Raw genomic sequence first — 12,902 nt, 5'->3', positions numbered from 1 at the left:
CAAGCGCGTGGCCTATGGCGGCCGCGTCATCAACGAGGGTGGCTGGCAGTCGGTCCCCAAGCTGGCCTTTCCCGGCGGTGCGCTGATCGGTTGCGCCGCGGGCTTCGTCAACGTGCCGCGGATCAAGGGTAGCCACACCGCGATGAAGAGCGGGATGCTGGCGGCCGAGAGCGTGGCGGCGGCTATCGCTGCGGGTAAGGAGCACACCCAGCTCGACGATTACGAAGAGAACCTGCGGACAAGCTGGATCGCGACCGAGCTGAAGAAGGTGAAGAACGCTCAGCCTGCGATTGCCAAGCTGGGCGGCGATTTCGGCACCGTGCTGGCGGGCATCGACATGTGGATGCGCACGCTCAAGATCGGCCTGCCGTTCACGCTGAAGCATACGCCCGACTACACGCATACGCACCGTGCGGACCTGCACGACCCTATCGTCTATCCCAAGCCCGATGGCACGATCAGCTTCGACCGGCTGACGAACGTTGCCTATAGCTTCACCAACCATGCGGAAGACCAGCCCTGCCACCTGAAGGTGAAGGACATGGAGCTGCAGAAGGAGAGCGAATACGGCGTCTATGCCGGGCTTTCTCAGCGGTACTGCCCTGCGGGCGTGTACGAATGGCTGGTGGATGAGGACACGGGCGAGCCCAAGTTCCAGATCAACTCGCAAAACTGCGTCCACTGCAAGACCTGCGACATCAAGGACCCGAACCAGAACATCGTCTGGACCGTACCCGAGGGCGGCGGCGGCCCGAACTATCCGAACATGTAGCACAGCGTTCCTCCCCCTCGGGGGAGGGGGACCAGACGCAGTCTGGTGGAGGGGCGATTTCGTGATCACCGGACATCGCAGGACTGTGAAACTAGCGCGCCAGTTGCGTAGTGAGACGTCCTTGCCCGAAGTCATGCTCTGGCGCGAACTCCGCCGGCGCCCCGGCGGCTTCAAGTTCCGCCGCCAGCACCCGGCGGGCGCCTATGTGCTGGACTTCTTTTGCGCGTCCGTGCGCTTGGCGATCGAAGTCGATGGCGTTGCACACGATAATATATTGGCTGCCGAGCGCGACGCGGCGCGCTCCGCTTGGCTGCGACGAAACGGTATCGCGACGACGCGGATACCTGCGGCGACTGTGTTGGAGAATGTCGAACCGGTCGTTGTCCGGATTGTGGAGATATGCCGCTTCCGTGAGGCAGGTCTGACCCGTCCCCTCCACCAGACTGCGTCTGGTCCCCCTCCCCGTGCCGGGGAGGATTGAGTGAAAGAAACCGCCTATGCGAAGCTCAATCTCGCGCTGCATGTCCGCAAGCGGCGGGATGACGGTTATCACGAGCTGGAGACGTTGTTCGCCTTTTGCGAACATGGTGACGTGCTGAGCGCCTCGCCTGCCGAGCGCGACGAGGTGCGCACGATTGGCGAGTTTGCGACCAATGTTGGCGATCCGGGCGACAATCTCGTCGCGCGCGCCCTCACTGCACTGCCGCATCCCGATGGCCTTTCAATCACGCTCGAAAAGAACCTCCCCGTCGCCGCAGGGCTGGGCGGGGGCTCTGCCGATGCGGGTGCGGTGTTCCGGCTGGTCGAGCGCCTCCACGGCCTGCCCGACGACTGGCAGGAGCGCGCCCTCACACTCGGCGCGGACGTGCCTGCCTGTGTGCGCTCGCACATGGCTGTCGGGCGCGGGGTAGGTGAAGACCTTGCCTCTCTCGAAAACGACCTTGCCGGAATGCCGGTGCTGCTGGTGAACCCGCGCGTGCCGCTCAGCACCGGGCCGGTGTTCAAGGCTTGGGACGGGCAGGATCGCGGGCCTCTGCCGCAAGGCACCGCGCGCGAAATCGCCCTTCAGGGTCGCAACGATCTGGAAGCGCCCGCCATCTCGATCTGCCCACCCATCGCAGGCGTGCTTGCCGTATTGCGCGAAACCTCGCCCATGCTCGCTCGCATGTCCGGCTCGGGCGCGACGTGCTTCGCGCTCTACGACAGCACGGAACTGCGCGACGCCGCCGAACGTAGTATCGCACGGTCGCACCCCGGATGGTGGCGGATGGCCACCGCCCTGAGATAGGCTTCATGAGCGAACGGCATTCCCCTTTTATCCAGATCGGCACACCGCAGCGTGGCGGTATCATCGCCATTGCCGACCATGCCAGCAACTACGTGCCCGACGATATCCAGCTGGGTATCCCGGCAGAGCTGATGGACCAGCATATCGCCATCGATATCGGAACCGCCGGGATCGGTGTGCGCCTTGCGCGCCAGCATGGCATTGCCGCCCATCTTGCCAATGTCAGCCGGCTGGTGATCGACCTGCACCGCAACGAAGGCGACAAGGGGCTGGTGGTGACATCCAGCGACGGACACACGATCCCCGGCAATATCGGCGCCGATATAGAGCGGCGGATCGAGCGGTATCATCGGCCCTACCACGAAGCCTTCGCGCAGATGGTGGCGGAAGCTCAGCCATCGCTGATCTTGGCGATCCACAGCTTCACGCCCGAAATGGCGTCAACGGGCGAACGGCGGCCGTGGGAAGTCGGCCTGCTGTATAATCAGGACGACAGTGCGGCGCGCATCGCCTTCGATCTGTTCGAAGGGATGGGCATGACCGTGGGCGATAACGAGCCGTATTCGGGCAAGGAGTTGAACGCGACGATGGACCGGCATGCCGAGGCAAACGGCATTCCTTACCTCACCATCGAAGTGCGTCAGGACCTGATCGAGCGCAAGAGCCACCAGGCCGTGTGGGCCGATCGGATCGCGCTGGTTGCCGACCAGGTACTGGCGGCGCTTTCCGCCAAATAGGCACGGAAACCCAATAATTACTTTTTGCGCCTAGTGGTGGTCGCTCTCCGGGTCGCAGGAGACGACAAAGCTACGAGTGGGAAGGCCATGTGGATGCGTATTGCTGGTGCCCTCACCGTAGTCGGGTTGGCCGTGCTGCTCGTCACGTGCGGTGGCGACGTGATCGCCGGCTCCGATGGTGGCTCGGCCACCGACCAGCCTGATACATCGACGCCTACGCCGGAGCCGACCACTGGCGGCGGTAGTACCATACCCGAGACCTCGACCGGGCAATCGATCTCATGCGCACCCGATGGTGCGGCCGCTTTCGACAGCACCTGCGCGGTGGAGCGGCGCGAAGTCGACGGTGCGCAACTGATTGCCGTGTTTCACCCCGATGGAGGTTTCCGCCGTTTCGAGCAATTGGCCGACGGTTCCGGCCTCGCAGCGGTTGCAGGCGCGGACGAGGTGACGCAAACGCTCGATGGTGACATTCTCGAAATCGCCATCGCCGGAAACCGATACCGTTTCCCCACCACCAGCGAGTGAAGCTGCGGCGCTTGCGCCGAGCCAAGTTCTGACCGTCAGCCAGATGCGCGCCGCAGAGGCGGCGATGTTCGATTCCGGGATCGAGGAATGGGCGCTGATGCAGCGCGCAGGGCAAGGCGCGGCGGACTGGATCATGCGGATCGGGGCTGGCGGTCCTGTCACCGTGCTGTGCGGGCCGGGGCATAATGGCGGCGATGGGTATGTCGCCGCAGCCGCGCTCAAGGCACGGGGAGTGGCGGTAAGGGTGGTCGCTCCGACCCCTTCGAAGACCGAGCTTGCACGCCATGCGGCGAGCACTTTCGATGGCGAGGTGCTGGAGGACGCGCGGGATACCAGCGGATCTGTCTTTGTCGATGCGCTGTTCGGTATCGGATTGTCGCGGCCTTTGAGCGACGATCACCGCGCACTGCTCACCGTGCTGCATGCCTCGCATCGCCACTCGGTCGCGCTCGATGTGCCGAGCGGCGTCGATGCAGATACGGGCGACGGGCCCGATGACCTGCCTGCCTTCGACCTGACACTCGCATTCGGTGCTTGGAAGCCTGCTCATTTTTCCGGGCGGGCGCTGGCGAAAATCGGCGTGGCGCGGCTGGTCGATATCGGTATCGGCGATCAGGGCGCCGCGATGCAGCTGGCGTCGCCGGCGAAAATCCCGCCCCCCGCCTTCGACGCGCACAAGTATACGCGCGGGCTGGTCGCTGTGGTGGGAGGCGCGATGCCGGGCGCGACCCTGCTGGCTGCGCGCGCCGCCGCGCTGGCTGGGGCGGGCTACGTCAAATGGCTGAGCGAGCATGACCATCCGGGCCATCCCCCCGATCTTGTGCGAGTGGATGGTGCGCTGGACGGGGCATTGTCCGACACGCGCATCGGGTGCGTTCTCATCGGCCCCGGGCTGGGCCGGGACGACCAGGCGAAGCAGCGGCTGGAGGCAGCGCTGGCTTGCGGAAAGTCACTGGTCCTCGATGCCGATGCGCTGCACCTCTTGCGCCCTGCCATGATCGACGGGCGCGAGGCATCGAACATGATCCTCACCCCGCACGAGGGTGAACTGGCGCGGTTGTGCGACGCGTTCGGGGTAAAAGGCGATACTAAGCGGGAGCGCGCCCTGGCGCTGGCAGAACGCATTGGGTGCGCGGTGCTGGCCAAGGGGCCGGACACGATCCTGGCGCATGATGGCCAGATCCGCTTCTTCCGGCCCGCATCGCGCTGGCTGTCCGTGGCCGGCTCGGGCGACGTGCTAGCGGGGGTCGCCAGTGCCCGTCTCGCCGCGACCCGCGATCCCCTCGACGCTGCGTGCGAGGCAGTGCACCTGCATAGCGACGCTGCGCGGTGGGCCGGGGCGGGTTTCACCGCTGCCATGCTGGCCGAGGCTGTCCATCCGGCGCTGGCGAACCTGACATGACCGACCCCGTCATCCGCATCGCCGCAAAGGGCGACGGCCTGACCGAGGCTGGCAAGCATGTTGCCGGCGCCGTGCCCGGGGACGCACTTGCCGATGATGGCGCAATCCTGCGTGGGCCTCACCATGTCGACCCGCCATGCCGCCATTTTCCGCAATGCGGCGGGTGCGATCTTCAACATGCGGACGAGACGGTACTGGCGCAGTTCGTAAGAGACCGGGTTAGCTTCGCGGCTGAATCGCAGGAATTGGAGCCCGCCAAGCTAGCGCTGCCCTACCTCTCACCGCCGCGCAGCCGCCGCAGGGCGACGTTGCATGCGCAGCGAGTCGGCAAGAAGCTGGTTATGGGCTTTCGCGAAAGGGGATCGCACCGGATCGTCGACATGGCTGAGTGCCATATCCTGCACCCCGATCTCTTCGCGCTGGTCGGGCCGCTGCGAGCCTTGCTTGGCCACTGGCCAGGCAAGTTGGCCGCAAATATCCAGTTGACAATGGTCGATCAGGGCGTGGCGGCAGAGATCAAAGGTGTCTCCGCCCAGAACCTCGACCAGACCGAAGCCTTGCTGGATTTCGCCCGCGAGCAGAGCCTCGCCCGCCTGTCTATCGACGATGGGTTCGGGCCTGAGCCGGTGTGGGAGCCCGAGCCTGCGACGGTCACTCTTGGCGGCGTACCAGTCGGGTTTCCGCATGGGTCATTCCTCCAGCCCACCGAAGATGGCGAAAAAATCCTGATCGATGCAGCCGTGGAATGGTGCGGCGGAGCAAAGATCATCGCGGATCTGTTTGCCGGACTGGGGACCTTCGCCTTTGCACTTGCCAATCCGGCCAAGGTCCTTGCGGTCGAGGCAGACCGCGCTGCTCATCTGGCGTGCCAGATGGCTGCGCGCGCATCGGGCAAGCCCGTTCATGCCTTGCACCGGGACCTGTTCCGCGATCCGCTGACCGCGGCGGAAATCTTGAAATTCGATTGCGTGCTGCTCGATCCGCCGCGTGCGGGCGCCCGCAACCAGGTCGACCAGATTGCCGCGAGCAGCATAGCGCAGGTCGTCTATATCAGCTGCAATCCGCAAAGCTGGGCGCGCGATGCGCGGCGGCTGGCCGATGGCGGGTTCAGGCTGGCGGAGCTTAGGCCTGTCGGCCAGTTCCGCTGGTCGACCCATGTCGAACTGGCGAGCCTGTTCGTCCGCGATTAGGCGGCTTTCTTGTCTCCCCTCCCCGTTGGGGAGGGGTTGGGGGAGGGAGTTCCAGGCCAGTGGCGCAGTACACCCCCACCCGACCCTCCCCCTCAAGGGGGAGGAGATAAAGGCTCAGGCCCTGAGCGCTTCGAGCAGCCGTGCCTCCAGCCACTCGCGCGCATGCGGCTCGACAAATGCGTGCGTCGCGCCTTCACAGCGCGTGACGCGATCATCGTCCTTGGGCCAGACACCGTCGAAGACCTGCGCTGTCCGGTCCGAGTTTGCCAACAGGATGGTGACCGGACCTTCGAACCGCGCGAGCCCCCGCTGCATCTTGGTCGCGAGATCGCTTGCGGCCGGGGCGGGGCGCAGTGCACGCACCATTCCACCGGCCAGCTTCCGCAGATTGACCCCGCCGCGCACAAGACGCCCGATTTCGTTCGGATCGCGCAGTTTTTCGATATAGCGCGCCCGGATCGCCTGCGGTGGGGGCGTATCGTCCTCGGCATCCTCGATGGTCCACGGATTGCTCAGCACCAGGCCATCGCAACCCGCGCCCCCTGCCAGCATCAGCGCGCTCGCCGCATCGCAATTGCCGAGCGCGATGACGCGATTAACCTGCGGGGCAATGGCGCGAAATGCCTCGATTGCAGCGCGGATATCGTCTTCGGAATCCTCGAAGCCCAGGTTATCACCCTCGCTGTCTCCGACCCCGCGGCGGTCATAGCGGAAGACCGGAAAGCCTCGCTTGGCGATGGTCTGCGCCAGCCGTGCTTGACCGCGAAATGCGCCCGAGCGCAGCTCGTTGCCACCGCTCACGATGAGGAGACCGGTCTTCAGCGGCGCGGTGTCGAGCGTTGCGGCAAGCGTATCGCCCTCGCAATTAAAGGTGAGGTGCAGGCGGCTCATACGACCTGCCTCATCGCGACGGCGATAATTGCCGCCAAGGCATCGGCCTGCGCCGGTTCGTAGTCTGGCTCGGCGCGCAGCCACGGTGGTCGGCCACCGATGGTTTCTTGCTCGATCAGGCTGACACCGGCTTCCCGCGGGGGTAACTCGGCGGTTTCCAGTTCCGCGAACATTGGAGAGCCGATTTGCCACCCGGCAAGCGCGATGCCGTTCGCGCGACCCTCCGCCTCGATTTGCTCGCGCGTCTCTGGCGCTCCCGCTTCCTTGGTCGCAATGATCCGGGCGCGAACCATGCCGCGCAAGGTCTTCGGCCCGTCCTGCGGAGCATAATCCCAACCCGGCAGTCCTGCTGGCCTGAGCAGCGAACCGCCGCGGACCGCCAGCACACCGGTTGCCTTGAAATGCTCTGCCGCTGCTGTGGCAGCCGCGCGCCAACCCTCCAGCGATTGCTCGGCCAGCAGGGCGAGGCTTTCGTTGCAGCCGGGGAAATCGGGAAGCACGCAGTCGATACCCGAAGCGTCCAGCCGTCGCATGACTTCCACGAGTGTCCGCCGCAGTTTGTTCGCTTCGTCGAACAAGGGCGGGATGATGAGCAGGCGCGCATCGCGTCCGCCATCGAAGGCGAGCGCTGCTTCGGTGCGCGTGTCGCCACCCGCACGAGGGCAGGGCCAGTCGACGAATTTCATGGGAATTGTCACACTATCGGCAGTCTATCGAGTGACGCACTTCGCCTCGGCAAGGGCGAGGAGGCCGCCATAGGTTTCGAGGTGATCGCCATCGATCTCGTCATCTTCGATGATGATGTCGAAGCGGTCTTCCATTTCTGTCAGGAGATCGGCGACGGCCTGACTGTCCAGCTCCGGTAGGTGGCCGAACAGCCCGCTTTCGGGCGTGAGGTCTTCGGCGCGTTCGGCCGACAGGCCGAGGACATCGCGCAGGATTGCCCGCAAAGTCTCGTCGATTTGCGTGCGTGCAGGCGCAGCCTGGTCCGCTTGCGATGATATCTGTGCGCTCATGAACACCGTTCAACAGCCGGGAAAGTGGCGGCTGCCCTAGCGCCGAGCCTTCGTGCTGGCAAGGATCGCTCGCAGCGAGCGCTTGGCGAGCGGAAGCCATGCCGATGGTTGCGCCGGATCGAGCGCGTCGAGCCGGTAGCGTAGGCGTACTTCTTCCATCCAGTCGGCCTTGTACCTGTCCGACCCGGTTCCGAAATCGACGAGGTCCACCTTGTCGCGGTCGATAACATGCTCGAACAGCGCGGCGGAGAGCGTCGTGCCGGGAGAGATCGGCTTCGCGCTTTCCAGATGCGCTAGCTTGTGGATGTAGGCCGTGCCGTTCTCGACGGTCCAGAACTGCGCGGCGACCGGCACGCCATCGGCCCGTGCAACGCCGAGGCGGATGCGACGCGCCGCACCTTCGGCTTCGGCAAAGCGGCGCAGCAGATCGGGCTCGTCCTCGCTCGGCTTCCAGCTTTCGGCGTAGATGGCTTCGTAGGCTTCCCAGAGGTTTGTATCGAATTGCTCGACGATTTCGACCTCCACCTTCTTGGCCTTGCGCTTCAGCGTCGTGCGTAACTGGCCGGGGCGCCCGGCCCAATAATCGGCAAAGCTTCGCCCCTTCACATGGAGAACATGGTTCTCGTCGCATTGGGTGAGTGAGGTCGCCCATCCAGCTGAGCGAAAAGCATTTGCCAGCCGCGTGGCCGAGCCATCCTCGTCCGGGATCGGCCACAAAGTCACTCGGTGGGTTGTGCGTTTCAGATCGCTCGCGATTTCCACCAGCGCGGCGTCTCCGGCCGACCCGAGCGGCACTTGCGGGCGCCAGGTGAAGGAATACCAGTTGCGCAAGGCTTCCGCCCGGCCATCGACCTGCGTCAGGGCGAGCGAAGCGCGCGCACCATCGACTTCGGTTTCGACGATAAATGCCTCGGGCCGTGATTGCGCCAGCAACGCGAACCACTCGGGCCGATCGAACGGCGAGGGTGCGTGCCCACAGGCGGGTGCCTGTGCGGCTTGCACAATGGTAACCTCCTTGTGATAGCCACCGGTAATCGCGTTCACGAGGCTTTGTACTCCTAATTCCATGACCCAGCCCGATCCGACCCCTTATCCGCTCGACCATGTGATCGAGGGCGGCGGCGATGACGACGCGGCGCTGGCGCTTCGCAATGCCACCCTTACCTACGCGGACTTAAGAACCCGTGTCGGTCAACTCGCGACATGGCTGCGGAAGAACGTGGATTCGCCCGGAGCGCGGGTAGCATCGTGGGGCGCGAAGGGCGAACTGACCTGCCTGCTGCCGCTGGCCGCGCCGCGGGCGGGGCTGGTCCATGTGCCGATCAACCCGATGCTCAAGCGCGCACAGGTGGCGCATATCATGGCCGATAGCGGGGCGAGTTTGCTGGTGGGGACTCCTGCTCGACTGGCTACGCTGGAAGAGGGCGATGTGGCAGCTGGCTGTGCTGTGGTCGAGGAAGGGGCGGCGCTGGAAGCGGCATCAGGGTGCGATGCGATGCCCGCGTCGAATGCCGATCCGCAGGCGATTGCTGCCATCCTCTATACAAGTGGCTCGACCGGCAAGCCGAAGGGCGTGGTGCTGAGCCACGCCAACCTGTGGCTGGGCGCGGTGAGCGTGGCGCATTACCTCAAGCTCCAGAGCGACGATGTGACGCTTGCCGTGCTGCCGCTCGCGTTCGATTATGGACAGAACCAGCTGCTCTCGACGTGGTATGCTGGCGGCTGCGCCGCGCCGCTCGATTACCTGATGCCGCGCGATGTCACCAAGGCAGTGGCGAAGCATGGCGCGACCACGCTCGCCGCCGTGCCGCCGCTCTGGCGCCAGCTGGTCGAGGCGAAGTGGGAGAGTGGCGCTGGCGACAGCCTGAGGCGGCTGACCAACTCGGGCGGCGCGCTGACGCCGGACCTGATCGACGCAATGCGTGAAACCTGGCCGCAGGCGGATATCTACCCGATGTACGGCCTGACCGAAGCTTTCCGTTCGACCTTCCTCGATCCTTCGCTGGTCGCCACGCACCCCACCTCGATGGGCACCGCTGTGCCGTTTGCAGAAGTGCTGGTAGTGGATGATGCGGGTGGCCCCGCTGCCCCGGGCGAGGAGGGCGAACTGGTGCATTGCGGGCCGCTGGTCGCGAAGGGATATTGGCAGGACGCCGAGCGCACGGCGCAACGTTACAAACCCGCGCCCGCGCATTCAGAATATGGCGGCACCGCCGTGTGGTCGGGCGATTATGTGAAGCGCGATGCGGACGGACTGCTCTATTTCGTCGGGCGCCGTGATGCGATGATCAAGAGTGCGGGCAACCGGATCAGCCCGCAGGAGATCGAGGATGCGGCGCTTGCGACCGGGCTCGTCGCCGATGCCGTCGCGTTCGGCGTGCCCGACACGGCATTGGGTCAGGCCGTGCACCTGGTCGTGCGCGGCGAAGGCTCCGATGACGCGCTGCGCGGCGCGCTCAAACGCGACCTGCCCAGCTTCATGCAGCCGCACACGATCGAATGGCGAGATACGCTGCCACTCAACCCCAACGGCAAGATCGACCGCACCGCGCTGTTCCGCGAAATCACCGAAGGAGCCGCTCCGTGAGCAGGCGCGATCCCAACGCCGCAAAGCCGCTCGGCCCGATCCCGCAGGGGTTCGAGAGCATCGATGGCGAGCTGGCCATCGGCGGTCGCAAGGCGAGCGATCTGGTGGACGAGGCGGGCGATACCCCGCTATTCGTCTATTCGCACGCGATGCTCGATGCGCGGATGGCGCAACTCCGTGCTGCCATGCCAGAGAAATTGGCGATCCATTACGCGGTCAAGGCCAACCCGCACCCGGACGTGATCCGCCATATGGCGGGCCTGGTCGACGGGTTCGACCTTGCCTCGGGCGGTGAACTTGCGATCCTGCAAGGCGTCGGGATCGACGGAGCGCACATCAGCTTTGCGGGACCGGGCAAGCGGCCGCGAGAAATTCGCGCAGCCATCGCTGCGGGCGTCACCCTGAATTGCGAAAGCGAGACCGAGGCGGCGCGAGCACTGGAGATCGGTGCAGAACTGGGAATCCAGCCCAAGGTCGCCATCCGGGTGAATCCCGATTTCGACATGCGGGGTTCGGGCATGAAGATGGGCGGCGGGGCCAAGCAGTTCGGGCTGGATGCCGAGCGTGTGCCTGCCCTCATCCGCCACCTGATCGACAACGGCGCCGATTGGCGCGGCTTGCATATCTATACCGGCAGCCAGGCGCTTGAGGCCGATGCGGTGATCGAGACGCAGGGCCATGTGCTTGACCTCGCGGCGCGGATTGCGCGCGATGTCGGCCGGTCATGCCCCGCGCTGAACTTGGGCGGAGGCTTCGGCATCCCCTATTTCGCTGGCAACGAACCGCTCGATATCGCAGCCGTCGGTGCGGCGCTGGGCGAACGTTTCGCAAACCTGCCCGACGAACTGGCCGAGACCGAGATGGCGATTGAACTCGGGCGCTACCTTGTGGGTGAGGCAGGCGTGTACCTGACGCGGATCGTCGACCGGAAGGAAAGCCACCGCGAAATATTCCTGATCACCGATGGCGGATTGCACCACCAGCTTGCGGCGTCGGGAAATTTCGGAGCGGTTGTCCGACGGAATTATCCGCTTGCCATCGCAAGCAGGTTCGACACCCAACCATCCGAGACCGCTAATGTCGTTGGTTGTCTGTGCACACCGCTCGACCGGCTGGCCGACAAGGCGGAGTTGCCGCGAGCCGAGGTGGGCGATCTGGTCGCGGTGTTCTGCGCAGGCGCTTACGGCGCTAGCGCCTCACCAATGCATTTCCTTGGCCAGGGGCCTGCTCTCGAAATGCTGGTGTAGTCGTTAAATATCCGATCACCCGCCCCGCCTGCCCGCCCGGCCACCGAGGGTACACCCAGGATATGGTGGCCGAGCGGGGAGGCGGGGCGGGAGGTCTGACCAAGTAAATCCCGTTTACCAATCGCTAACCCGCCGTCCCGCTTCGGGACCGCGCTCTTACAAGCCCGTTAGCTAACGGGATATTCACCCTTTTTCGCGAGGAACGATCCCAAATCGCCGACCCATAAAGGCGGTGCGCTTCGCGGGCGCATTGTCGGGCGGACACGAACGGAAGGATCGATCCCATGCGCACTCGCGCGATTGCCAGGTTTACGGCGCTCATTCTCGGGCTTTTTGCCTTGTCGGCATGTGTTGGCGGTGGCGGTGGGAACGAGCTTCCCCCTGCGGCCTTCGTATCGACACAGGAGGGGCCGAGCCAGGAATATGTCATCGGGCCACTGGACGAACTCTCCATCCACGTCTGGCGTAACCCGGAACTGGGCGCGACAAATATCCAGGTCCGCCCCGATTGGCGCATCACCATTCCGCTGGTCACCGACATGCCGGCCGTGGGCAAGACCCCGGCCATGTTGCAGGAGGACATCCGCCTGCACCTGTCCCAGTTTATCGAGCAGCCGATCGTCTCTGTGATCGTCACCAAGTTTGCAGGCACGTTCAGCCAGCAGGTGCGCATCATCGGCGCGACCGAAAAGCCTGCATCGATTCCCTACCGTGCGAACATGACCGTGCTTGACGCGATGATCGCGGTGGGTGGCCTCAACGAATTTGCTGCGGGCAACCGCGCAAAGCTGATCCGTTTCGATCCGCGCATGGGGCGGCAGCGAGAGTATTCCTTGCGCCTGTCCGACCTGCTGCGACGCGGTGACAGCGACGCCAACGTGATGCTCGCCCCGGGCGATGTGATCATCATCCCCGAAAGCGTGTTCTAAGGGAGCGGCGCGGCAGTGAACGAACTTTTCGACGAGGTGCGCTCGGCGCTCTATTCGGCCTGGAGCCGGAAATGGCTGGCGCTCGGCGTGGCCTGGGGCGTGTGCCTGGCAGGCTGGCTGTTCGTCGCCTCGATCCCGAACACCTATGAAAGCCACGCGAAGATTTTCGTGCAGCTGGACGATGTGCTGTCGAAGCAAATCGGCATCGCGGGCAGCGATATGACCGATATTGCGCGCGTGCGGCAGCGCCTCGCGAGAGCATCGACACTGGGGCAGGTGATCGAGTCCACCAAACTAGGCGAAAAGGTCGGCTCG

At 64.8% G+C, this 12,902-nt stretch carries 14 protein-coding genes and 1 pseudogene; 11 read left to right on the top strand and 4 right to left on the bottom strand.

Annotated features, from left to right (window positions below; translation table 11 throughout):
- The 7 genes from ACEQXE_RS08415 to ACEQXE_RS08385 all read left to right on the top strand — a co-directional run.
- Positions 1-772: electron transfer flavoprotein-ubiquinone oxidoreductase (locus ACEQXE_RS08415; RefSeq protein ID WP_370178441.1), on the top strand; the 772-nt coding region annotated here is incomplete at its 5' end.
- Positions 773-905: 133 nt separating this feature from the next.
- Complete coding sequence (locus tag ACEQXE_RS08410) at positions 906-1,253, top strand: endonuclease domain-containing protein (RefSeq protein WP_370178442.1); 348 nt, start codon at positions 906-908, stop codon at positions 1,251-1,253.
- Positions 1,254-2,060: a 4-(cytidine 5'-diphospho)-2-C-methyl-D-erythritol kinase gene (locus ACEQXE_RS08405; protein ID WP_370178440.1), complete on the top strand. Its 807-nt coding sequence runs from the start codon at positions 1,254-1,256 to the stop codon at positions 2,058-2,060.
- A gap of 5 nt (positions 2,061-2,065) precedes the next feature.
- Positions 2,066-2,797, top strand: coding sequence for an N-formylglutamate amidohydrolase (locus ACEQXE_RS08400; protein ID WP_370178439.1), 732 nt, complete (start codon positions 2,066-2,068; stop codon positions 2,795-2,797).
- 93 nt (positions 2,798-2,890) lie between these two features.
- Positions 2,891-3,325 (top strand): hypothetical protein, encoded by a 435-nt coding sequence (locus ACEQXE_RS08395; RefSeq protein WP_370178438.1) that lies wholly within the window; start codon positions 2,891-2,893, stop codon positions 3,323-3,325.
- Positions 3,326-3,353: 28 nt separating this feature from the next.
- The gene (locus ACEQXE_RS08390; protein WP_370184381.1) at positions 3,354-4,727 is read left to right on the top strand and encodes an NAD(P)H-hydrate dehydratase; all 1,374 of its coding nucleotides are present in this window, start codon (positions 3,354-3,356) and stop codon (positions 4,725-4,727) included.
- On the top strand, positions 4,724-5,917 hold the full coding sequence (locus ACEQXE_RS08385; RefSeq protein WP_370178436.1) for a class I SAM-dependent RNA methyltransferase: 1,194 nt from the start codon (positions 4,724-4,726) through the stop codon (positions 5,915-5,917). The genes ACEQXE_RS08390 and ACEQXE_RS08385 overlap by 4 nt, the downstream gene beginning before the upstream one ends.
- Before the next feature lie 114 nt (positions 5,918-6,031).
- Here ACEQXE_RS08385 and ACEQXE_RS08380 read toward each other — a convergent pair whose 3' ends face one another.
- Genes ACEQXE_RS08380 through ACEQXE_RS08365 form a run of 4 tightly spaced genes read right to left on the bottom strand, consistent with a single transcriptional unit; the run spans position 6,032 to position 8,892 of the window.
- On the bottom strand, positions 6,032-6,808 hold the full coding sequence (locus ACEQXE_RS08380) for a hydrolase 1, exosortase A system-associated (protein ID WP_370178435.1): 777 nt from the start codon (positions 6,806-6,808) through the stop codon (positions 6,032-6,034).
- Positions 6,805-7,494, bottom strand: a complete 690-nt coding sequence (locus ACEQXE_RS08375; RefSeq protein WP_370178434.1) for a hypothetical protein — start codon at positions 7,492-7,494, stop codon at positions 6,805-6,807. The genes ACEQXE_RS08380 and ACEQXE_RS08375 overlap by 4 nt, the downstream gene beginning before the upstream one ends.
- 24 nt (positions 7,495-7,518) lie before the next feature.
- Positions 7,519-7,824 carry a phosphopantetheine-binding protein gene (locus tag ACEQXE_RS08370; RefSeq protein WP_370178433.1) on the bottom strand — a complete coding sequence of 102 codons (306 nt, stop codon included), beginning with the start codon at positions 7,822-7,824 and terminating at the stop codon, positions 7,519-7,521.
- Positions 7,825-7,860: 36 nt separating this feature from the next.
- Positions 7,861-8,892 carry a GNAT family N-acetyltransferase gene (locus tag ACEQXE_RS08365; protein ID WP_370178432.1) on the bottom strand — a complete coding sequence of 344 codons (1,032 nt, stop codon included), beginning with the start codon at positions 8,890-8,892 and terminating at the stop codon, positions 7,861-7,863.
- On the opposite strand from ACEQXE_RS08365, the gene ACEQXE_RS08360 reads away from it, so the two are divergent.
- The 4 genes and pseudogenes from ACEQXE_RS08360 to ACEQXE_RS08345 form a co-directional block, all read left to right on the top strand.
- The gene (locus tag ACEQXE_RS08360) at positions 8,891-10,411 is read left to right on the top strand and encodes an acyl-CoA ligase (AMP-forming), exosortase A system-associated (protein WP_370178431.1); all 1,521 of its coding nucleotides are present in this window, start codon (positions 8,891-8,893) and stop codon (positions 10,409-10,411) included. The two genes, ACEQXE_RS08365 and ACEQXE_RS08360, sit on opposite strands and share 2 nt — an antisense overlap.
- Positions 10,408-11,658 (top strand): pyridoxal-dependent decarboxylase, exosortase A system-associated, encoded by a 1,251-nt coding sequence (locus ACEQXE_RS08355; RefSeq protein ID WP_370178430.1) that lies wholly within the window; start codon positions 10,408-10,410, stop codon positions 11,656-11,658. Before ACEQXE_RS08360 ends, ACEQXE_RS08355 begins: the two co-directional genes overlap by 4 nt.
- 284 nt (positions 11,659-11,942) lie before the next feature.
- Positions 11,943-12,587 (top strand): XrtA/PEP-CTERM system exopolysaccharide export protein, encoded by a 645-nt coding sequence (locus tag ACEQXE_RS08350; RefSeq protein ID WP_370178429.1) that lies wholly within the window; start codon positions 11,943-11,945, stop codon positions 12,585-12,587.
- Between the two features lie 15 nt (positions 12,588-12,602).
- A pseudogene (locus ACEQXE_RS08345) lies at positions 12,603-12,902 on the top strand (chain-length determining protein); the annotation flags it as partial.

It is taken from the genome of Alteriqipengyuania sp. (assembly GCF_964222115.1).
In the GTDB taxonomy this organism is placed as follows: Bacteria; Pseudomonadota; Alphaproteobacteria; order Sphingomonadales; family Sphingomonadaceae; genus Alteriqipengyuania.
Note: the sequence above shows the minus strand (reverse complement) of the source record. Positions and strands in the feature narration are given on the sequence as shown.

Coding starts and splice junctions, on each gene's coding strand:
- ACEQXE_RS08395 (WP_370178438.1), top strand. CDS start 2,891: ATGCGTATTGCTGGTGCCCTCACCGTAGTCGGGTTGGCCGTGCTGCTC.
- ACEQXE_RS08400 (WP_370178439.1), top strand. CDS start 2,066: ATGAGCGAACGGCATTCCCCTTTTATCCAGATCGGCACACCGCAGCGT.
- ACEQXE_RS08380 (WP_370178435.1), bottom strand. CDS start 6,808: ATGAGCCGCCTGCACCTCACCTTTAATTGCGAGGGCGATACGCTTGCC.
- ACEQXE_RS08365 (WP_370178432.1), bottom strand. CDS start 8,892: ATGGAATTAGGAGTACAAAGCCTCGTGAACGCGATTACCGGTGGCTAT.
- ACEQXE_RS08360 (WP_370178431.1), top strand. CDS start 8,891: ATGACCCAGCCCGATCCGACCCCTTATCCGCTCGACCATGTGATCGAG.
- ACEQXE_RS08370 (WP_370178433.1), bottom strand. CDS start 7,824: ATGAGCGCACAGATATCATCGCAAGCGGACCAGGCTGCGCCTGCACGC.
- ACEQXE_RS08375 (WP_370178434.1), bottom strand. CDS start 7,494: ATGAAATTCGTCGACTGGCCCTGCCCTCGTGCGGGTGGCGACACGCGC.
- ACEQXE_RS08410 (WP_370178442.1), top strand. CDS start 906: ATGCTCTGGCGCGAACTCCGCCGGCGCCCCGGCGGCTTCAAGTTCCGC.
- ACEQXE_RS08385 (WP_370178436.1), top strand. CDS start 4,724: ATGACCGACCCCGTCATCCGCATCGCCGCAAAGGGCGACGGCCTGACC.
- ACEQXE_RS08350 (WP_370178429.1), top strand. CDS start 11,943: ATGCGCACTCGCGCGATTGCCAGGTTTACGGCGCTCATTCTCGGGCTT.